The sequence below is a fragment of the Blautia wexlerae genome (assembly GCF_013300825.1).
In the GTDB taxonomy this organism is placed as follows: Bacteria; Bacillota; Clostridia; order Lachnospirales; family Lachnospiraceae; genus Blautia_A; species Blautia_A wexlerae_B.
In genome coordinates this window covers 40,938-61,282 of sequence record NZ_JAAIMY010000017.1, presented here as the reverse complement: position 1 = coordinate 61,282, position 20,345 = coordinate 40,938, and the positions used below count along the sequence as shown (strand labels likewise).

18 protein-coding genes are annotated in these 20,345 nt (G+C 42.1%); 4 read left to right on the top strand and 14 right to left on the bottom strand.

The window, feature by feature from the left end; translation table 11 throughout:
• Window positions 1-145: 145 nt before the first annotated feature.
• The 4 genes from lysS to G4417_RS10090 all read right to left on the bottom strand — a co-directional run bounded on the left by lysS (window position 146) and on the right by G4417_RS10090 (window position 5,955).
• Complete coding sequence (gene lysS, locus G4417_RS10105) at window positions 146-2,182, bottom strand: lysine--tRNA ligase (protein ID WP_173683348.1); 2,037 nt, start codon at window positions 2,180-2,182, stop codon at window positions 146-148.
• A gap of 218 nt (window positions 2,183-2,400) precedes the next feature.
• Window positions 2,401-2,883 (bottom strand): transcription elongation factor GreA, encoded by a 483-nt coding sequence (greA, locus tag G4417_RS10100; protein ID WP_008707789.1) that lies wholly within the window; start codon window positions 2,881-2,883, stop codon window positions 2,401-2,403.
• A gap of 265 nt (window positions 2,884-3,148) precedes the next feature.
• The gene (locus tag G4417_RS10095; protein ID WP_173683347.1) at window positions 3,149-4,975 is read right to left on the bottom strand and encodes a DUF6020 family protein; all 1,827 of its coding nucleotides are present in this window, start codon (window positions 4,973-4,975) and stop codon (window positions 3,149-3,151) included.
• 29 nt (window positions 4,976-5,004) lie between these two features.
• Window positions 5,005-5,955, bottom strand: a complete 951-nt coding sequence (locus G4417_RS10090; RefSeq protein ID WP_173683346.1) for a glycosyltransferase family 2 protein — start codon at window positions 5,953-5,955, stop codon at window positions 5,005-5,007.
• 715 nt (window positions 5,956-6,670) lie between these two features.
• Here G4417_RS10090 and G4417_RS10085 point away from each other — a divergent pair.
• The 4 genes from G4417_RS10085 to G4417_RS10070 all read left to right on the top strand — a co-directional run bounded on the left by G4417_RS10085 (window position 6,671) and on the right by G4417_RS10070 (window position 11,734).
• Window positions 6,671-8,032, top strand: a complete 1,362-nt coding sequence (locus tag G4417_RS10085; RefSeq protein WP_173717685.1) for a DUF6020 family protein — start codon at window positions 6,671-6,673, stop codon at window positions 8,030-8,032.
• A gap of 45 nt (window positions 8,033-8,077) precedes the next feature.
• Window positions 8,078-9,157, top strand: a complete 1,080-nt coding sequence (locus tag G4417_RS10080) for a polysaccharide pyruvyl transferase family protein (protein ID WP_173683344.1) — start codon at window positions 8,078-8,080, stop codon at window positions 9,155-9,157.
• Between the two features lie 78 nt (window positions 9,158-9,235).
• On the top strand, window positions 9,236-10,459 hold the full coding sequence (locus tag G4417_RS10075) for a Coenzyme F420 hydrogenase/dehydrogenase, beta subunit C-terminal domain (protein ID WP_173683343.1): 1,224 nt from the start codon (window positions 9,236-9,238) through the stop codon (window positions 10,457-10,459).
• Window positions 10,460-10,483: 24 nt separating this feature from the next.
• The gene (locus G4417_RS10070; protein ID WP_173683342.1) at window positions 10,484-11,734 is read left to right on the top strand and encodes a lipopolysaccharide biosynthesis protein; all 1,251 of its coding nucleotides are present in this window, start codon (window positions 10,484-10,486) and stop codon (window positions 11,732-11,734) included.
• Window positions 11,735-11,769: 35 nt separating this feature from the next.
• Here G4417_RS10070 and dusB read toward each other — a convergent pair whose 3' ends face one another.
• The 10 genes from dusB to pfkA form a co-directional block, all read right to left on the bottom strand.
• Window positions 11,770-12,729 carry a tRNA dihydrouridine synthase DusB gene (gene dusB / locus G4417_RS10065; RefSeq protein WP_334296877.1) on the bottom strand — a complete coding sequence of 320 codons (960 nt, stop codon included), beginning with the start codon at window positions 12,727-12,729 and terminating at the stop codon, window positions 11,770-11,772.
• Between the two features lie 52 nt (window positions 12,730-12,781).
• Entirely contained in the window at window positions 12,782-13,147 is a 366-nt protein-coding gene (locus G4417_RS10060) for a DUF6145 family protein (protein WP_008707791.1), read from the bottom strand.
• Between the two features lie 38 nt (window positions 13,148-13,185).
• On the bottom strand, window positions 13,186-13,989 hold the full coding sequence (locus tag G4417_RS10055) for a biotin--[acetyl-CoA-carboxylase] ligase (protein ID WP_173683341.1): 804 nt from the start codon (window positions 13,987-13,989) through the stop codon (window positions 13,186-13,188).
• Window positions 13,989-14,990, bottom strand: a complete 1,002-nt coding sequence (argF, locus tag G4417_RS10050) for an ornithine carbamoyltransferase (protein ID WP_008707793.1) — start codon at window positions 14,988-14,990, stop codon at window positions 13,989-13,991. Before argF ends, G4417_RS10055 begins: the two co-directional genes overlap by 1 nt.
• 36 nt (window positions 14,991-15,026) lie before the next feature.
• Window positions 15,027-15,968, bottom strand: coding sequence for an SPFH domain-containing protein (locus G4417_RS10045; RefSeq protein ID WP_008707794.1), 942 nt, complete (start codon window positions 15,966-15,968; stop codon window positions 15,027-15,029).
• A gap of 2 nt (window positions 15,969-15,970) precedes the next feature.
• Entirely contained in the window at window positions 15,971-16,405 is a 435-nt protein-coding gene (locus G4417_RS10040; RefSeq protein WP_008707795.1) for an NfeD family protein, read from the bottom strand.
• 20 nt (window positions 16,406-16,425) lie between these two features.
• Window positions 16,426-17,199, bottom strand: coding sequence for a TrmH family RNA methyltransferase (locus G4417_RS10035; protein ID WP_022380135.1), 774 nt, complete (start codon window positions 17,197-17,199; stop codon window positions 16,426-16,428).
• 9 nt (window positions 17,200-17,208) lie between these two features.
• A complete protein-coding gene (locus G4417_RS10030) occupies window positions 17,209-17,862 on the bottom strand; it encodes a potassium channel family protein (protein WP_022380134.1) in 654 nt (217 codons plus the stop codon).
• Between the two features lie 74 nt (window positions 17,863-17,936).
• The gene (locus G4417_RS10025) at window positions 17,937-19,331 is read right to left on the bottom strand and encodes a TrkH family potassium uptake protein (protein ID WP_243872117.1); all 1,395 of its coding nucleotides are present in this window, start codon (window positions 19,329-19,331) and stop codon (window positions 17,937-17,939) included.
• A gap of 3 nt (window positions 19,332-19,334) precedes the next feature.
• Window positions 19,335-20,333, bottom strand: coding sequence for a 6-phosphofructokinase (gene pfkA, locus G4417_RS10020; protein ID WP_025579016.1), 999 nt, complete (start codon window positions 20,331-20,333; stop codon window positions 19,335-19,337).
• Between the last annotated feature and the right edge of the window lie 12 nt (window positions 20,334-20,345).

Here is a 20,345-nt window from a genome sequence, read left to right as displayed (position 1 = left end):
ATCCAGTGAATCAATTTTGATTTCATTCTCAAACCTGTGCCCTTTCACCTGAAATTCGTCATGCTTCATAACGATTCATCATTCTCCCAAATTTTGTTGTCAAATGCGGTCTGACATCATGGTTTTAGACATTTTATATTTAATTTTAGTACAGCTTTGCACCAGCCGGAATATGGTCATCTACCATCAGAAGATGAAGTTTTTCTTCGCCCTCTTCTTCATGGATTGCACTAAGTAACATTCCACAAGATTCAATTCCCATCATTGCTCTAGGTGGCAGATTTGTGATAGCTATAAGTGTCTTACCTACCAGTTCTTCTGGTTCGTAGAATGCGTGAATACCGCTTAAAATGGTACGTTCTACGCCTGTTCCATCATCCAGAGTAAACTGTAAAAGTTTCTTTGACTTCGGCACTGCGACACACTCTTTTACCTTTACTGCACGGAAATCGGACTTGCTGAAAGTCTCAAAATCTACCTCATCTTTGAACAATGGTTCGATTTCTACCTTTGAAAAATCAATCTTCTCAACTGGCTTTTCTGAAACCGTTTTAGCCTGCGCAACGTTGTTTGCTTCGTTCTTAGCAGCTCCCTGTGACTTCATTGTCGGGAACAGAAGTACGTCACGAATTGCCTGGCTGTCTGTAAGCAGCATAACAAGACGGTCAATTCCGTATCCGATACCACCTGTAGGCGGCATACCGATCTCCAGTGCGTTCAGGAAGTCTTCATCTGTATGGTTCGCTTCCTCATCTCCTGCATCAGCAAGAGCATCCTGTGCTTTGAAACGCTCTCTCTGGTCAATCGGATCATTGAGTTCGGAATATGCGTTACACATTTCCCATGTATTGATGAACAGCTCGAAACGCTCTACCTTATTCGGATCAGAAGGTTTCTTCTTTGTCAGCGGAGAAATCTCGATCGGATGATCCATGATAAATGTTGGCTGGATCAGTTCTTTCTCACAGTATTCCTCGAAGAACAGGTTGATGATATCACCCTTCTTATGACGTTCTTCATATTCAATATGATGCTCATCTGCAAGCTTCTTAGCTGCTTCATCATCTGCAACTTCATCAAAGTCAATTCCTGCGTATTTCTTGATCGCATCGTTCATGGTCAGACGTTCAAAAGGTTTGCTGAGGTCGATCTCGATACCATTATAGGAAATCTTCGCAGAACCACAAACCTTCTCTGCCAGATAACGGAACATGGACTCAGTCAGTTCCATCATACCTTCATAATCTGTATATGCCTGATAAAGCTCCATCAGAGTGAACTCCGGATTATGACGGGTATCTACACCTTCATTACGGAATACACGTCCGATCTCATAAACTCTCTCAAGACCACCAACGATCAGTCTCTTCAGATAAAGCTCAAGAGAAATACGAAGCTTAACATCTTCGTTCAGTGCATTATAATGAGTCTCAAAAGGTCTTGCTGCAGCACCGCCTGCATTTGCAACCAGCATCGGAGTTTCCACTTCCATGAAGTCACGGTCTGCAAGGAAGTTACGGATTTCTTTCAGAATCTGGGAACGTTTGATAAATACGTTCTTGCTGTCCTGATTCATGATAAGGTCTACATATCTCTGACGATAACGCATATCTGTATCTGTCAGTCCATGGAATTTCTCAGGAAGAATCTGTAAGCTCTTGGAAAGAAGAGTCATGCTTTCTGCATGGATAGAAATCTCACCTGTTCTTGTTCTGAATGCAAAACCTTCCAGTCCGAAGATATCACCGATATCAGATTTCTTGAAATCTGCATAGGAGTCTGCCCCAATGGCATCTCTTGCTACATATACCTGAATATTTCCCTGTAAATCCTGGATATTGCAGAAAGAAGCCTTGCCCATAACTCTCTTGAACATCATACGGCCTGCGATCGCTACGTGGATCGGGCTTGCGTCCATGATTTCTCTTCTCTCTTCATAATCTTTCTTAACAGCTTCCTTTGCCTGTTCTTCATCAAGACCTGTTACATCTACTTCTGCACGATCTTTGAGAAGTTCTGCCTCATGTGCTTCATAAAGATTCTTCACTTCCATTGAGTGATGAGTCTGGTTAAACTTTGTGATCTGAAATGGGTCTTTTCCATTAGCCTGAAGATCTGCAAGCTTATCGCGACGTACCTTCAGTAACTGGTTTAAATCCTGTTCCTGCTTCTGCTGTGCCACCTTGGTTCCTCCTTATATACTTGTATAATTATTATTTATTCTACATTTCTATGTGATATCAGACGTAACAGAAGATTCCGTTTATCAGAATCCTGTATTTTCAGATATCAGTTTATCAGATATACAGATATTCTCATTATCTGCTTATATAATCAGAGAAAGGTGCGCGTTATGCCTTTGCATGGTAAATCTCTACGCGCACCTCAGTCATCCGTCTCTTATACGTTTCTCTGAATTTCCAGAACTTTGTATTTCATGATTCCAGCCGGCATTTCAACTTCTACCACATCGCCTGTATGAGCACCTATAAGTGCTTTGCCAACAGGAGATTCATTGGAGATCTTGCCTTCAAGACTGTTTGCCTCTGTGGAACCTACGATCTTCAGTTCGATATCTTCTTCAAATTCAAAATCGTGTACTTTAACTTTACATCCAACGCTGATCTTGTCCAGATCTACTTCGTCCTCTACAACGACTTCAGCATTCTTTAAGATCTTCTCGATTTCTTCGATACGTGCTTCAATGTCTCTCTGTTCGTCTTTCGCTGCATCGTATTCCGCATTCTCAGATAAGTCGCCCTGTTCTCTGGCTTCCTTAATTTTCTCTGCTACTTCTTTTCTCTTTACTACCTTTAAATCATGCAGCTCTTCTTCTAATTTTTTAAGTCCTGCATAAGTTAGTAAGTTTTTCTTTTCTTCCATAATAACCTTACTCCCTTTCAACATCCGGTATAGTCTTCTGCATTTCTTTGCACCCCGGATCACTACATGGATTTATGTGCTTCCTGATACATCATACCTGAAAAAGGGCAGACTTATTCTAGGATATTCACAATTTCTGTATTATACAAAAAAGCGCCTGGATTGTCAAGCATTCCAGACGCCTGTTTCTGCTTATTAATTTCTCCGAAGATTTTTCTGCAACATTCCTTTTTTACAATAACTTATGCATATCTCCCAACAGCAATCAGGAATCTTCTCCTGTAAATTCTTTTTCGCCGTATTCCAGACACCAGTAAATCATAAAGAAAATGCATGCTGCCATCGGATATACATATCTATACAATCCATTTACAGGTGATGCTATACATACCGCTACATTCAAAAATGGGGCTGCCATTGCCAGAATTCCCTTCCAGCGTTTTCTGTGTATCAGATATCCTGCCAGAATAATCAGCAACCAGGTATAAGTTCCTGCATTGGTAATCTGAGATAACCCTGGAACTTTTTCCCAGAAATACGCATACCGTATCATAGCCTTACGCCATTCCTTCGGCATTACATACTTGTAATTAAATACATAATGATCACTCTTTTTCATATATGTCTTAAAAGAATGCTGTGCTGTACATGTATAGAACGGATAATAATATCCATACGTATTGTGCAGTGTTGCTTCCACATAAACTCCAGGATGTTTCTTAAACATTGAAAACCATGCGCGGAAATAATTCTCCAGATTTTCTTTTGTTACCGTGTCTCCTCTATAAGTTGCCTTTACCGGATCTGAAAGCTCCGGATTATATCTCTGTGCCAGTTTGTCATAATTCAGTACTGCATTTATCGCCTTTTTCTCTTCCTTTGTCACATCATCCGGATAAGTTGCCAGATAGCGTGCTGTCTGTTGGAAGGGAATCGTAAAATATACTCTTGTGGAAATCGGCTTGATTCCCAGACTCGGTGCTATAACTTTTTCAGAAACTCTGTGTCCTCCGAATATGGTCAGTGAAAGTACAAGAATCAGAATCATCTGCTTCTTTGACATCAGGAATATCAGAAGGATCATTGCGGGAAAAACAAGGTAAACTCCATTATTTCTGCAAACACATACCAACATTCCTGCTATCATCAGGAAGATCAGCTGTTTTCTTATTTCCCTCTGAGTACGCTGTTTTCTCAATGCCGGTATCGCGCAGTCAACATAAAGAACCATAAACAACACAAATACTCCACAAAATGTGCTGTCTTTTATAAGTGTCTGTGCATAAGCTCCAAACGACGGAACCAGAGCAAAATATAAAAGACATGCAATACAAAACGATTTCGGTGCTTTCCATTTCCGCACTCTGGTACATGCATATGAAAAACACAGATCCTCAATAATCGATGTCACCAGAATAACCAGGAACACACCTGCGTTATCACTGACGGTTCTTCCAAGCTGCATTAACGCACCGACAAACATTGTCAATACCCATGCATGACGTGTTGTAAATGTTTCGCCCCCGACAAACATATCCAGCTGTCTGTATCCATCCGCAGGAACAGAACCAGGGAAAAAAATAATAATAAATGGCAACCAGCAAAGATAAATGACAAGAAAACAAAACAGAAAATAATGATTTTCTATAAATTTTGAAAAAGAAGCTTCTGTTCTCCCTGTACGGCAAATATTTCTTTTGTCCAGCCAACAATACAGTACACTTAATGCCACATCAAACAGAATAAAATATCCCGCAAAAGAAAAAGCAGCTATCACTATCTGATATTTGCTTCCCATAATAAATGCCCAGCTGCCCTGAACGGAATAGGAAATTCCGATCAGCATACATGCTGAGAAAATCACTGCGATCAGATGTGTAATCCAGCTTCTTGATTTCCTGAAGGTATCCCATGATTTCTCATAGAAAATAGCCAGCCCTATGAATATTATAAATTTATCAAACGATATCCCATACATCTCCCTGCCAAGTACATCAAGCATGGATACTCCATCTGCATATGCTCCTGACAAAGATATCACCATTGCCGTCAGCCATGCAAGCAGTATGGATACCCCATATTTCTTTTTCATAAAAAACTATTTCCCTTTCCTATCGCCAATTATTTCTCTTTATCACAAAGCTCTTTAAATCTGTCTGATACAGTATTTAATTCAAACTCAAAGCTCTGTTTATGCTGATGCACCAGTGTCGATAGGATAATTCCTGAAAACCAACAGATAATGGCCGTCAGAATAACAAAACATACAACAACCAGACTTGGAATTCTCGTAACTATGCCAGCTTCAATGTATTTCGTTAAAATCGGAATGAAGAATACACTTCCAAGGATAAACAGGAACGCCGCAATAGCTGAAAAGAACTGTAACGGCTTATAGTCTTTATACATTCTGAATATCGTTTTCAATACTTTCGCTCCGTCAGAATACGTATTCAGTTTGGACTCACTTCCCTCCTGACGGTCTCTGTACTCCACGATCACATTGTCAACCTGCATCTTTTTATCAATTGCATGTATTGTCATCTCTGTCTCTATCTCAAAATTTCTTGAGAGAACCGGAAATGTTTTTACAAATCGATAACTCATCGCACGATATCCGGTCATAATATCCTTAATATCGCTGTGGAAAAGATGATTAATAAAGCCTCTTACGATTGTGTTTCCAAAGTTATGGAATGGACGTTTATTCTCAGTGAAATAGGTTGACGAAAGCCTGTCTCCTACAACCATATCTGTCCTGTCATTCAGAACTTTATCACACATTTCTCTGGCGTATTCAGCCGGATATGTATCGTCTCCATCCACCATAATGTAACACCGTGCATCAATGTCCCGGAACATGCTCCGGATTACGTTTCCTTTTCCCTGCTGATGTTCATAACGGACTACTGCACCTTCTTCTCTGGCAATTTCATCTGTTCCATCTATAGAATTATTATCATATACATAAATCGTCGCCTCCGGCAGTTCCCTTTTCATATCCTGAATTACTTTGGCAATCGATTTACTTTCATTGTAGCAGGGAATCAGAACTGCTATTTTATCTAACATTGAAAGTTCCTCCAAAATATATGTCTTTTCTCCTTCTGTTACACAAAAACAGCCCATTTCAGGGCTTTCTGCTATTTACGATTATTGCACACTGCCAGCTAATCGTCAACTATAAAAACTTTCTGCTTATCATTTACTTTTTTCTTTAATGTTGCTATATTTAAGTAAGAATGGAGGCTTTTTCCGGCAGAACAGGTCTCCATAAACATACAACAGAAAGGAAACACATATCATGCCCCAAATATTAAAACATGATCTCAGTATTTTTATATACGCAATTCTCAGTACCCTTTTCTTTACTTTTGCGTTCACAGAAGATCATGTATTTTCCCTTTTTTCAGGTTCATCTGTCATTTCATCCTGCATACTGATTGTCTTATTTCTGGCATATAAAAAAATCATCCGGAATCAGCCTGACATATCCGGTATTTTTTTTCAGATACTGGCAGGAATTATTGTAATAGTTTTTACCATATGTTCCATTATGGGAGTATTCTATTCCGCAGATACCAGTCTGAAAATTGCTATCACTTCGCAAAAACTGGTTTTACCCGAGCTGCTGCTTGTGTTTCTGGGTGGAGCAATCTTTTTCCGGATAATGCTGAAAGCAATTGGCAGTCTGCCACATCTCCATAACCTCAAAGTTTCTGAGATATTTGAGACATTATTTTCTTTTTTATTTGAAAAAAAATGTTTTCTCAAATCTTTTATAGTTATGGGAATTCTGTGGCTTCCGCACCTGATTATCCGTTATCCCTTCACAGTCCCGGTAGACAGTGAAGTCAGCCTTTTACAGTATTATGGTGTCCGCTCATATACCTCGCAACATCCAATCATTTACACGCAGCTTCTGGGACGATTTTCCGATCTGGGTGCGGCACTTGGCAGTCCGGTCATCGGTCTGACTATTCTGGCATTTATCCAGGCTTTATGCCTTTTACTGGTACTTGCCTATACAATTTCTACCATGAACAGATTTAATGTTCCCCGTCACTGGCTATTTGGAACACTTATTATTTTTTCCGTTTCACCTGTCATTGCAGGATACGTTACTTCTCTGCTCATCGACATTTTTTACAATGCTGCTATTCTGCTGTTGATGAATGAACTGACATGGTATATTTTCAGAACAGATATTTACAAAAAGGACCTGAAACATCCAGTTCTTACAGTTATCGCCGTACTCGGTATGTTTTTCCGACAAAACGGTTTTTATGTTGTTGCAGTCCTGATTCTCTTTGCTGTATGCCGGGAGATATATCTCATCCTGCACAGAAAACAAACCATACGCTGGGCAATCCTGTTTCTTGCATTGCTGACTGTACCTTTATGTATAGGAAAGGTAAATACCTCTTTCTTATATGAAAAATATAATGTAGAAAAAATTTCCACACGTGCCATGTTCGCACTTCCACTGCAGCAAACTGCACGTTATATGCTTTATCACAGTGATGATTTGTCTGATGACGAATTGCAATCTATTTCTTCAGTAATCAAATATACACCTGAGGAATACGCCAGCCATTACAATCCTGCTAATTATGACGGAATCAAGCACGGCTTTAATAATAATGTTTCATCCAGAGAACTTCTCGATTTCCTTCATACATGGGTTAAATTGTTTTTTCGTCATCCAGGAACGTGCATCAATGCAACTTTAAATCAGAATTACTGCCTGTTCAGCCCTCTGAAAGATAATTCAAAATATTATTTGGGCGTCAGGAAAAAAATTGTCCAGATTAAAAATCCTGATTATTCTGATGTTTATCAGGCAGTATATTCTAATCAGGAAGCAAAAGCGGCTCTAAACTCTTATTATCTGGAATTCAGCAACATTCCAATATTAGGTCTCTGTGTAAATCAGGGCTTTACCGATTTTCTGCTCCTGACAGTATGTCTTTACGCTTTATGTAAAAAGAACGGCAGACTTCTGCTTCTCGGACTGCCTTTACTGCTTACTCTTGCTGTTACCTTCATCGGTCCGGCAGCATTGGGACATCCAAGATATACATTTCCGATCATCTATGCTCTGCCGCTGTTTCTCGGAATTTTTATAACTTCCGAATCCCTTTCATAATGTCGGATTATCCGACAGCTTTACTTTTTAAAACCGGAGGATTTTATGAATAAAAAAAGAATTGGTGTTATCACCTTCCACAATTATGACAACTATGGTGCAATCTTACAAAGCTATGCTCTGCAGAAAAAGCTCCGCGAGCTTGGTACTTACCCTGAGATCATCGATTACAGCTGTCAGTATATCAGTAATCCTTTCCGCCTGATCAACCTAAAGGAAAAAGGATTATTCAACTATATCTACGGTGCCATCGGACATATCTGCTATATCCCGCGCCGCCGCAAATGTAATCAGTTCCGTAAACACATGAAATACAGTGAACCTGTAACAAAAGGAAATATGCGGGCTGTTTCCGGCAAATATGATATTTACATTGCAGGAAGTGACCAAGTCTGGGATTATAAACTCACAAATTTTGACCAGACATATTTTCTGGACTTTCCTGAAAAGGGTAAAAAGAAATGCAGCTATGCGGCCAGTATCGGCGAACACATCCCGCCGGAACAGTTCCGCAATGATTACAGCCGTCTGTTGAATGATTTTGACGAAATCCTTGTCCGTGAGGATTACGGCGCAGACATTGTAAATGAACTCACCGGAAAGAAACCGGAAGTTGTCTGCGATCCTACTCTTCTTCTCACCGCAGATGAATGGAATAAATTACTGAAAGAACCCAAAATCAGAGGAAAATATATTCTGGTTTATCAGCTGGGAATCAATCCTGAGATTGTAAACTTTGCAAGACGTCTCAAAAAAGAAACCGGATACCGCATCGTATACATTCCATTCCCACTTGTAGGCCTGCTGAAATGCCGCTGCGAAATCACTGTAGGTCCGGCTGAATGGATGGGATTGTTTAAAAATGCCGAATATGTAATCTCTGATTCCTTCCATGGAGTGGTATTTTCTCTATTATTCAACCGTAAATTCTTTGCCAAAGCAGACGGCCATCATAAAAACCGCCGCGTAGAACAGCTTCTGAAACTGGTAAATCTTTCTGACCGCACAATGAATGATGTGTCTGATGAACAGCTTACAGAAGAAATTGACTTTACTTATGCAAATGAACAAATTGCAAATTTCCGCAATTTCTCATTACATAAGCTCAGCGAAATGGTAAAATAAATATCTGCCTGACAACAAAAAGATATTTTTCGTGATCCTGCTGTAAACAACAGATCCGAAATTGGAAAAGAGGTAAAAATGTTCTTAGAAAATCAGTCCCGCAAAGACTGCTGCGGATGTTCTGCATGCAGTAATATCTGCAGTGCATCTGCAATTACCATGAGACAGGATAAATACGGATTTTATTATCCTCGTTTAGATAAAACCAAATGTAAGAATTGCGGCTTATGCGAAAAAGTATGTCCTATGCTGGAAAACTATGTAAACCAGGAAGCGAATCCGGCTATCTATGCAGTCCGCAATCCTGACAAGTCTGTTCTTATGGAGAGTTCTTCCGGCGGCATGTTTACACTTCTTGCCAGATGGACCTTAAATCAGAACGGTGTTATCTATGGTGTTGCATTTGACGATAGTTTTTCTGTCCGCCATATGCGTGCCGAAGATGAGGAAACTGCATGGAAATTCAGAACATCGAAATATGTAGACAGCGATATTTCTGAAATATATGCCCACATCATTGATGATCTTAAAAACAGCAGAACAGTTCTTCTCACCGGTACCCCGTGTCAAATCTCAGGAGTCTGTAAATACCTGAAAGTTAAACGGATCAATACAGAAAAACTGTACACCTGTGACAATATCTGTCACGGTGTTCCAAGCCGTAAGATCTGGGAAGATTACATAAAAATTCTGAAAACAAAATATATTGCTTCCGACGATGAGATCACCCATATCAATATGAGAAGTAAGAAGGTTTCCTGGCGTGAACAGGTTCTTGATATACGTTTAAAAAAAGGTTCTGTTGACTCTGTTATCAGTACGTTTTCCTTTAACAAATTTTTCCTGAGTTTATATGGAAATCGTCCTTCCTGCTTCCACTGCAGATACACCAGCTATAAACGCCCCGGCGATTTTTCTCTGGGCGATTTCTGGACAAGCGAGAAAGCAAATCTGCCGTTTGACATCGAATCAGGTGTAAATGTTGTTCTGGTCAACACTGCAAAAGGTCAACAGCTTTTTGATTCACTGAAAGGTCAGTTTGACTCTAAATCTGTCACCAAACAGGAATGCTGGCAGCCTCATCTGGAGTACTCTGCCAGGCCTCCAAAAAACCGTCAGAAATTCTGGCAGGAATATCTGGCAGCTTCTGCTTCTGAAAAGGAAGCTGTTTTAAGAAAGTATATGAAAGGTTCCATGATTACCCGTATTATCCGTACACTTTCACCTTTTCTGCGAAAAACAGGTCTTTACAATCTGGCAGGTAAAATGTATAAATTACTTATTGTAAGAAAGAAAAATTAAAACCAGTTAAAGAAAGGTCATCATATGGCAAAAGAAAAAAACACAAAGAAGGCATTCCTCTGGAACATGATCGGAAGTACCAGTTATTCGCTGTCTTCTTTTCTGTACCTTATGGTCGTAACCAGAATCTGCGGTGTGGGACCTGCGGGATTTTTTTCCCTGAGTTATGCCACTGCCCAGTTACTTCTCACTGTGGGAAGATATGGAATGCGAACTTATCAGGCCACTGATCTGGACCGCAAGTATCTCTTCTCAGAGTATGAAGTATCACGTATCATTACCTGCGGGCTGATGCTCCTCTTTGGAATCATCTACAGTGCGTGGAGTTTTTCTGGTGAGTACATTATTATCAGTGTATTTATCATTATGATGAAAATGGTAGATGCCGTAGAGGATGTATTTCACGGGAATTTCCAGCAGACTTACCATGTTGAGATCATGGGAAAAATGCTTGCCGTAAGGAATATTTATTCCGCAGTATATTTCACAGCAGCCCTGCTTGTGACACAAAATCTGGCATTTACCTGTACTTCCACTGCAGTGACTTCACTGATCCTGTGCCTGGTCATCAATAATGTTTTTACTAAGAAATATCCGGGAGAAGCAGTTACTGTAAACAGATCATTTCAGTTTTCCAATGTATGGAAACTTCTGAAAATCTGCACTCCTCTGTTTGTAGGAACATTTCTGTCACTGCTTTTATACAACATACCGAAATATGCGATGTCCAGCGTTATGACAGATGAATATCAGACCTATTACAGTGTTCTGTTTATGCCATCCTTTGTCATTACTCTGATGTGTGAATTTGTATTTAAACCAACTATCACTACTATCGCAGAACTCTGGTGGAAAAATGATCTCAAAAAGTTTTCCATATATGTTCTCAGGATTATCGGCATTATCCTGATCTGCGGTGCAGCAGTTGTTGTTGCCGGACATCTGCTCGGAAGAACTTTGCTGGAGATCATCTACGGAGTTGACCTCTCCCCTTATAAGCTGCACTTTATTGTCCTGCTGGTCGGAGGAACGATTGGTGCCGGGGTTTATATGATGTACAATATCCTGATCGCGATCCGTAATGGCGGATGCATTATTATTGTATATGCGATCACTGCTGTACTTACGATCTTCCCTGCCACATTCATGGTTCAGAAATGGGGAATTATGGGAGCATGTATGAATTATCTGTATTCCTGCAGCATATTGTTCATCCAGTTTGCCGCAATTTTAATTTATGTTATTCTTCGACGTAAGAAACACAAAACATCTTAAAAAAGCCCTGGGAGAGTATCCCGTCAAGGCCTGAACTATCCAAGTCTTGACAGAAGTTCCTCCAGGGCTTCATAACTTTCTATGGTATTTGACTCTCTTCTGAGCCCTGCGCTGTGACGCATGCCTGCAGTATACCAGGCAACGTGTTTACGCATCTCACGTATTCCTACGAATTCACCTTTTAATTCAATCTGTTTTCTGGCATGACGCAGGATCATTTCACGTATTTCCTCTACAGATGGGCGTTCCAACAGTTCTCCTGTCCGGAAATAATGGTTCAGTTCGCGGAACAACCAGGGATTTCCCCTTACTGCACGTCCCACCATAACAGCATCACATCCGGTCTGTTTTACCAGTGCTTCTGCTTTCAGCGGAGAATCTACATCTCCGTTTCCAATTACAGGAATGGTAATCGCTTCTTTTACCCTGCGGATCGTATCCCAGTCTGCAGTGCCGGAATAGTACTGCTGTCTAGTGCGCCCATGCACTGCAAGTGCTGCTGCTCCCGCATCCTCAATACGTTTCGCGATCTCAACAATATCTACCGGTTCATTCTCAAATCCGATTCGCACCTTGACAGTCAGCGGTTTACTGATTGCAGATGATACTTTTCGAACGATCTCTTCAATCAGATTCGGGTTCTTCAACAACGCAGATCCCTCGCCGTTATTGACAACCTTCGGCACAGGGCAGCCCATATTGATGTCCAGGATATCGAAATCTCTGTCCTCAATGGATTTCGCAACCTCTGCCATAAGATCCGGTTCACTGCCAAAAAGCTGCATGGAAACCGGGTGCTCACATGGATCAATCTCCATCAGAGCAATGGTGTTCTTATTGTGAAAAGAAATCGCTTTAGCACTGATCATTTCCATACAGATCAGTCCGGCTCCCTGCTCTTTACAGAGCGTTCGAAATGGCAGGTCTGTGACACCTGCCATTGGTGCAAGGACAAACGGATTATTAATCTGTACGTTTCCTATTTTCCACTGCATCTTCATGAATGGTTCTCTTGCCTGTACCGGCTCATTCTTTGTCTGCATGGATTCAGTCCTCACTGCCCGATGTTTTCTTCAGTTCTTCTTCCGGGATGTCTCCGAGAAAGAATACTTTATAATACATTTCCAGAGATTCCAGAAGTTCTTTCTTGTCCTGTTGAAGCTGTTTAATCTTCAATCCGCTTCCGATCTCATCGTAACGGGCATCTGCTTCCAGAGCTTCTGTTTTAAACTGAAGTCTGCCGTTTTCGTCAAATTCCAGAGTCAGGATTCCTCCTACATCCTCTGTGTAAAGAACACACATGATCTGAAGTTCTTTCTTCACATGATCCGGAAGTGCATTGAAATCCTGATTAAAATAAAATTTCTTCTCATAGGCACTTGCGCCGCAGAGAGTAATGTTGTCCTGATACATAAATTACTGTTTCCCTCTTTCGAAATTATTCAGAATCTTTATACATAACTGTAAAGCCCACGCACTGAAACCTCTCCTGCACTGACCTTCACAACTTCTTTATCCTGCCTCTCCACAAGCAGTTCACCTTTTTCATCAATTCCCCTGCAGATTCCTTCGAAACTTCTGTCACCATCAATCACTCTGACCGGCTGGTTCAGGTTTGCAAGGATTCTGTGGTAATCATCCAGCAGATGAGTAAAATCACAGGTCCGGATAAATTTCTCATAGTTGATCTCGAAATATTTCATCACCAGTGCAATCACCTGATTTCTGTCATATTCACGACTGCCCTCCAGAATCAGTGAAGTCGCTTTGTCCTGCATTTCTTCCGGAAATTCTTTCAGGTTTACATTGATTCCTACTCCGATGAGAACATAATTGATCTTCACACCATTTGTTCCCATCTCGGTCAGGATACCACAGATTTTCTTCTTAGAGATCACAATATCATTGGGCCATTTAATACTTACGTTAAACCCCAGTTCCTCCGTTGCCTGTGCCACTGCCATTCCCATGACCAGTGTCAGCATGGACGCATACTGCGGTGAAAATTCCGGACGTAAGAGCAGTGTCATCATAATAGAACTGCCCTCCGGCGCTTCCCATCTTCTGTCAAAACGTCCTCTTCCCGCAGACTGGAATTCCGCAACTGCCAGAGTTCCATGCTCTGCACCATCTTTTGCCAGACGCTTGATCCATGAATTGGTAGAATCTGTTTCTTTTGCAAAATGGACGGTTTTGCCCGCCCATTTTGTGTTTATTGCCTGTGAAATTGTTTCTTCATTATACAGATATGCCATTATTTGTTCTCCGGCTCTCCTAATGTTGCTACCATGACAGCTTTGATGGTATGCATACGGTTCTCTGCCTCATCAAATACTTTGGACTGCTCAGATTCAAATACTTCATCTGTTACTTCCATATCTGTCAGATTGAATCTCTCGCCCATTTCCTTGCCGATCTTTGTCTTAAGGTCATGGAATGCTGGCAGACAGTGAAGGAAGATTGCTTTCTCTCCTGCGTTCTTCATAACGTCCTTTGTTACTTTATAAGGTGTCAGATCATGGATTCTCTCTGTCCATACCTCATCCGGCTCACCCATGGATACCCATACGTCTGTATAGATAACGTCTGCATCCTTTGTTCCTTCCTGAACATCCTCTGTCAGAGTGATGCTTCCGCCAGATGCTTTTGCATATTCCTCGCACTGAGCAACTAACTCTGCATTCGGGAAATATTTCTTAGTTGTGCAGGCTACGAAATGCATGCCAAGTTTTGTGCAGGCAATCATCAGGGAATTACCCATGTTGTAGCGGGCATCACCCATGTATACAAGCTTACGTCCTTTTAAATCTCCGAAATGCTCACGGATTGTCAACATATCAGCGATCATCTGTGTCGGATGATATTCGTTCGTAAGACCATTCCATACCGGAACACCTGCATGTTTTGCAAGCTCTTCTACGACTTCCTGACCAAATCCACGATATTCGATACCATCATACATTCTTCCCAGAACTCTTGCTGTATCTGCAATGCTTTCTTTCTTACCGATCTGAGAACCTGTCGGATCCAGGTATGTGCTTCCCATTCCAAGATCATGGGCAGCTACCTCAAAAGAGCAGCGGGTTCTTGTACTTGTTTTTTCGAAAATAAGTGCGATATTTTTGCCTCTGTAATATTCGTGAAGCTCGCCGGCTTTCTTCTTTGCTTTAAGTTCTGCGGATAAATCAATAAGATATGTGATCTCCTCCGGTGTAAAGTCTTTCAGTGTCAGAAAGTTTCTTCCTTTTAAGTTCATAATAATTCTCTCCCCGATGTCATTTATTCTCTTTTGTTATTTATCTGTCTCCGCTTTTGGATCAGTGACGATCTCTTTCAGAGAACTTGCCAGACCTGCGATTCCCTGAATATCCGACGGAATAATGATCTTGGTTGCCTTACCGTCTGCTGCCCTGGCAAATGCTTCCAGACTCTTCAGTGTCAGAACTGCTTCATCTGCCCCTGCCTCTCTGATCATGCGGATACCCTCTGCATTGGCATTCTGAACTTTCAGAACAGCCTCAGCCTGTCCTTCTGCCTCCTTGATCATACGCTCTTTCTGAGCCTCTGCGCGGAGGATTGCTGCCTGTTTCTCAGCTTCTGCATCCAGAATTGCAGACTGTTTCTTACCTTCTGCAACAAGGATCGTAGATTTCTTCTGACCTTCTGCGATCAGGATTGCTTCACGACGTTCACGCTCAGCTTTCATCTGTTTCTCCATTGCATCTTGGATAGCTGCCGGAGGAATGATGTTCTTCAGTTCCACACGATTGACCTTGATTCCCCATGGATCAGTAGCTTCATCAAGAGAAGCTCTCATCTTGGTATTGATCGTCTCACGTGATGTAAGTGTCTCATCCAGTTCCATGTCACCGATAATATTTCTTAAGGTTGTTGCGGACAGATTCTCGATTGCCATGATCGGATTCTCCACACCGTAAGTATAAAGCTTCGGATCTGTAATCTGAAAGAATACGACAGTATCAATCTGCATGGTTACGTTATCCTTTGTGATAACCGGCTGCGGTGGAAAATCCACTACCTGTTCTTTCAGATTTACCTTTCTGGCTACTCGTTCAATAAACGGAACCTTGAAGTGAATTCCTGTACTCCAGGTTGCCTGATAAGCTCCCAGACGTTCCAGGATTACTGCATATGCCTGTGGTACAATGCGGACGCAGGATGCAAGGACCCATACCGCAATAACGATAATAACTATCAGAAAAACCACGCCCATAACTAATCCTCCTTATTCTGTTTTACGATAAGTTTCACACCTCGGATCTCTTCGATCGTTACAACGGTGCCTTCGCCGATTTTTTCGTCATCAGCAGAACGTGCAGTCCATTCAATGTCATTGATACGAACCTGGCCTGTCTGCGCCAGATTGTCAATCTCCTGAATCACAACTGCTTTCTTTCCAATCAGACTATTTGCATTGGTCTGTATGGTTTCTTTGTTGAAGTACTTCATTGCCAGTGGTCTGGTAAAGATGAGAAGTACCAATGAAACACACAGAAACAGCAATATCTGTACAGTGAGGTTCGCTCCTGCATAACATGCAATAGCAGCGACCAGTGCGCCGCCGGCAAACCAGATGGTGGTCAGTCCTGCCGTAATTGCCTCTACAACAAGCAATAACGCAAGAATCCCAAGCCAGATCAAGGGCTGCATGAAACTCCTCCTTTCGTCTGCTATCGTCTCTGACGAGCAGCTTCATACATGAGAATTCCGGATGCCATGGCAGCATTCAGAGATTCTACTTTTCCACACATAGGAATCCGTATCAGACAATCAGCACTGTCTGCCGCTTCATCTGTCAGTCCTTTTCCCTCGTTGCCGATCAGGAAAGCAGTTCCTCCTGTGTAGGATTCCTGATCATAAGAGTTCTTACCATGCAGATGCGCTGCAAATGTGCGGATATTTCTGTCTTTCAGTTCCTGTGCTAATGATACCACACTTTCCACATATAGGAAAGGCATTCTGTAGACAGAACCCATGGTTGATCGTATAACCTTCGGGTTTGTGATATCCACGCAGGTCTTTGTCAGAAGAACTCCGCTTACTCCGGCGCCTTCTCCTGTACGGAGAATAGTTCCCGCATTTCCCGGATCCTGCAGATCTTCCAGGATCATAACCAGCGGATTTTTCCCGCCGAGAATATCTTCCATTATATAGGAAGGTTTCTTAAGCACTGTCATAATTCCCTGCGGCGTCTGCGTATCGCTCATCTGTCGAAAAACAGAATCTGCTACTATTTCATATGGAAGTTTCTCCACCTGAGCCATCAGTTCTGCATCACCGCTGAGAGCTTCTGATACATACACCTTCGAAATCCAATCCCTAGGTGCTTCGCCGAACATTTTTCTTCCTTCTGCAACAAAAAGCCCTTGTTCTCTGCGGGCTTTTGTTTTCTGGTTCAGCTGTATGATATTTTTTACCTGTCCGTTATTTACACTGGTGATCATATCTTATCCTCAATTTTCCGAAACCTTATTCAGGTCACTGTTTGCTCCTGCTGCAACAACTGTGCAGTCTGCCGGAAACACTTCATCCGGCGCCACATTCATATTCATCTTGTCGCCATGCTTCAGACCGATCAGATTGATGTTATACTTTTCCCTGACCTTCAGCTCCCGAAGTGTTTTTCCTATCCATTCCCGCGGGATCTTAAATTCTGCCATACTGAAATCAGAAGAAAGCTCAAACATATCGACAAATCCACTGGAGAGAAGATTTCTTGCAACTCTGATACCCATGGAATGTTCAGGATAAATCACCTTATCTGCCCCTATTTTCTCCAGTATCCTGCCATGAAGAGAATTCATTGCCTTTGCCATGACAAAAGGAACTCCAAGTTCTTTCACCTGCATGGTTGCTGTAATACTTGCCTCCATATTCTCGGCTACTGCGATGACCGCAACATCTACGTTCTGAACTCCAAGCGATTCCAGAATTCCCGGATCACGCACATCTGCCTTGACAGCATAGGAAACTTTCTCTGCGATGTCCTGCACATTATCATCTTTATCGTCAATGGCAAGTACATCGCAGTTCGCCTCTGCCAGAGTAAGGGCTACCGTCATCCCGAACTGCCCAAGACCGATCACTGCATAAGATTTGTTCTTCATTTTCTTCCTCATTTCTCTTTCTGAACATGTATTCGTTATCCTCTGCGAATATCCGCCTGACTGCCGAACCGTTACTATCCGATCATAATATCTTCTTCTGCCAGATGTGAATCTGCCGGCATTTTCTGTGCACGTACAGTCACTGCAGTTCCCAGAGTCAGCGGACCGATTCTTCCCAGATACATAGTCAGGATCACGATCCATTTACCTGCTGTATTCAGGCAGGGGGTCAGCCCTCTGCTAAGTCCTACCGTTGCAACCGCAGATGTAATTTCATAAACAACATCTTCTATAGGTGCTTCCGGCATGGCTACACACAACAGCATACTCATGAGAATAAGTACTGTAAGTACCATACCTGTCACTACGATCGCAGATCGGATGTAGCTGTCTCTGATTCTCCTGTGGTGTACTTCCACATCCCGTTTTCCCTGAAGATTGGATTTCAGACTCAGCAGAAGGACCGCAACTGTTGTTGTCTTAATTCCACCTGCTGTTCCCATAGGGGAACCGCCGATCAACATCAATATCAGGCACAGCATATAAGTTGTATTGGAAAATCTCTCCTGGCTTACAGTGAAAAATCCGGCTGTTCTTGTGGTAACTGACTGGAACAAAGATGCCATCCACTTCGTTCCCGGCGAATATGTCCCAATACTTTCCGGATTTCCATGATCAAACAGAAAGATCAGTACTGTACCGCCCACAACAAGTATCAGCGTCATCATCAACACAATCTTACTGTGAAGACGAAGATTTTTAAACACACGTCCCACAGGAAGTTTCCCTCTGATGACTCGTTTGATCTTATCCCAGATATCCCACCAGACCACAAACCCAAGACCTGACATAATGATCAGTCCTACACTTGTAAAGTTTACGATCGGATCAGCAACATACTGAGCCAGGCTGTCCTCTCCCAGCAGATCAATACCAGCATTACAGAATGCAGATACTGCCGTAAAAACAGAGTATCCCAGACCTTTTGCCAGACCGAACTGCGGAATAAATCGAACTGCATAACACACTGCACCGATTCCTTCTGCTCCAAGCACACAGATCAGAACTTTCTTCACCAGCCTGACCATCCCACCCATTCTGTCCATATTATAGGACTCCTGGATAACACGCCGGTTCCTCAGCGATATTTTCTTTCTCAGACTTATAAAAATAATACTGCCCAGGGAAATCAGTCCCACACCTCCGATCTGGATCAGGACAAGAATAATAATCTTGCCTGCCAGAGTCCAGTGAGTTGCCGTAACAACTGTCACAAGCCCTGTTACACATATACTTGTGGTTGCAGTAAACATGGCATCTGTAAAAGATGTGTGGTATCCGGGTGCCGTACAAAACGGCAGCCACAGAAGTAATCCCCCTAAGATAATCACCCCCGCAAAACCGAGGGTAATTATCTGAGCAGTATTTAATTTATGCAGTCTGTTATATAACTGCATCTTTTTATTCATTTGTTATTTGTTGTTTTTATCATAGTTATGAGAAAGTGACTGGCATACTTCCCACTGGTAATCAGAGATACCTTTCTGCATAGCAAGTGCTTCATTGATATCGAAGTCTACGAATTCACCGTGACGATATCCGACAACGCGGCATGTCTTGCCTGCAACAAGAAGGTCTACAGCCAGGGCACCCATCATAGATGCATATACACGGTCTTTACATGTCGGGCTTCCACCACGCTGCATGTGTCCAAGGATTGTAGCACGTGTTTCGATACCTGTGGCAGCTTCGATACGTTTTGCCATTGCTTCAGAATGACCGATACCTTCTGCATTGATGATGATGTGATGCTTTTTGCCTTTCTTACGGCTCTCGATAATGTTATTGATCAGCTTCTGCTCATCATAGTCATATTTCTCAGGAACCAGAACGTCCTCAGCACCGTTGGCAATACCGCACCACAGAGCAATATATCCTGCACCACGTCCCATAACCTCGATGATACTGCATCTCTCATGAGAAGTGGAAGTATCACGTACTTTATCAATTGCTTCCATTGCTGTGTTTACAGCTGTATCAAATCCGATGGTATATTCTGTACATGCAATGTCAAGGTCGATTGTTCCGGGAAGACCGATTGTATTGATTCCGAGATTCGCAAGCTTCTGAGCACCTGCGAAAGATCCGTCACCACCGATGACAACAAGTCCGTCGATTCCATGTTTTCTGCAGATCTCTGCTCCACGTTTCTGGCCTTCTTCTGTACGGAATTCTGCACAACGTGCTGTATAAAGGATTGTACCTCCACGCTCAATTGTATCAGATACATCTTTTGCGCTCATGTCAATAATCTCTTCGTTTAACAGACCATTGTATCCTTTTAGAATACCTTTTACATTTAATCCATTGCTTAAACCTCTTCTGACAACTGCACGAATTGCAGCATTCATTCCAGGTGCGTCACCACCGCTGGTAAGGACACCAATGGTTTTTATCTTGTTTTCTGCCATCTTTTCTTCCTC

What these genes read in the sequence shown, in the direction of transcription:
- G4417_RS10035 (WP_022380135.1), bottom strand. Translation starts at nt 17,199, where the DNA reads ATGATCACCAGTGTAAATAACGGACAGGTAAAAAATATCATACAGCTG.
- G4417_RS10060 (WP_008707791.1), bottom strand. Translation starts at nt 13,147, where the DNA reads ATGTATCAGGACAACATTACTCTCTGCGGCGCAAGTGCCTATGAGAAG.
- G4417_RS10070 (WP_173683342.1), top strand. Translation starts at nt 10,484, where the DNA reads ATGGCAAAAGAAAAAAACACAAAGAAGGCATTCCTCTGGAACATGATC.
- pfkA (WP_025579016.1), bottom strand. Translation starts at nt 20,333, where the DNA reads ATGGCAGAAAACAAGATAAAAACCATTGGTGTCCTTACCAGCGGTGGT.
- G4417_RS10095 (WP_173683347.1), bottom strand. Translation starts at nt 4,975, where the DNA reads ATGAAAAAGAAATATGGGGTATCCATACTGCTTGCATGGCTGACGGCA.
- G4417_RS10085 (WP_173717685.1), top strand. Translation starts at nt 6,671, where the DNA reads ATGGGAATTCTGTGGCTTCCGCACCTGATTATCCGTTATCCCTTCACA.
- G4417_RS10030 (WP_022380134.1), bottom strand. Translation starts at nt 17,862, where the DNA reads ATGAAGAACAAATCTTATGCAGTGATCGGTCTTGGGCAGTTCGGGATG.
- greA (WP_008707789.1), bottom strand. Translation starts at nt 2,883, where the DNA reads ATGGAAGAAAAGAAAAACTTACTAACTTATGCAGGACTTAAAAAATTA.
- G4417_RS10090 (WP_173683346.1), bottom strand. Translation starts at nt 5,955, where the DNA reads ATGTTAGATAAAATAGCAGTTCTGATTCCCTGCTACAATGAAAGTAAA.
- dusB (WP_334296877.1), bottom strand. Translation starts at nt 12,729, where the DNA reads ATGCAGTGGAAAATAGGAAACGTACAGATTAATAATCCGTTTGTCCTT.
- G4417_RS10055 (WP_173683341.1), bottom strand. Translation starts at nt 13,989, where the DNA reads ATGGCATATCTGTATAATGAAGAAACAATTTCACAGGCAATAAACACA.
- argF (WP_008707793.1), bottom strand. Translation starts at nt 14,990, where the DNA reads ATGAACTTAAAAGGAAGAAACTTTCTGACACTGAAAGACTTTACACCG.
- G4417_RS10045 (WP_008707794.1), bottom strand. Translation starts at nt 15,968, where the DNA reads ATGGGCGTGGTTTTTCTGATAGTTATTATCGTTATTGCGGTATGGGTC.
- G4417_RS10075 (WP_173683343.1), top strand. Translation starts at nt 9,236, where the DNA reads ATGTTCTTAGAAAATCAGTCCCGCAAAGACTGCTGCGGATGTTCTGCA.
- G4417_RS10040 (WP_008707795.1), bottom strand. Translation starts at nt 16,405, where the DNA reads ATGCAGCCCTTGATCTGGCTTGGGATTCTTGCGTTATTGCTTGTTGTA.
- G4417_RS10025 (WP_243872117.1), bottom strand. Translation starts at nt 19,331, where the DNA reads ATGAATAAAAAGATGCAGTTATATAACAGACTGCATAAATTAAATACT.
- G4417_RS10080 (WP_173683344.1), top strand. Translation starts at nt 8,078, where the DNA reads ATGAATAAAAAAAGAATTGGTGTTATCACCTTCCACAATTATGACAAC.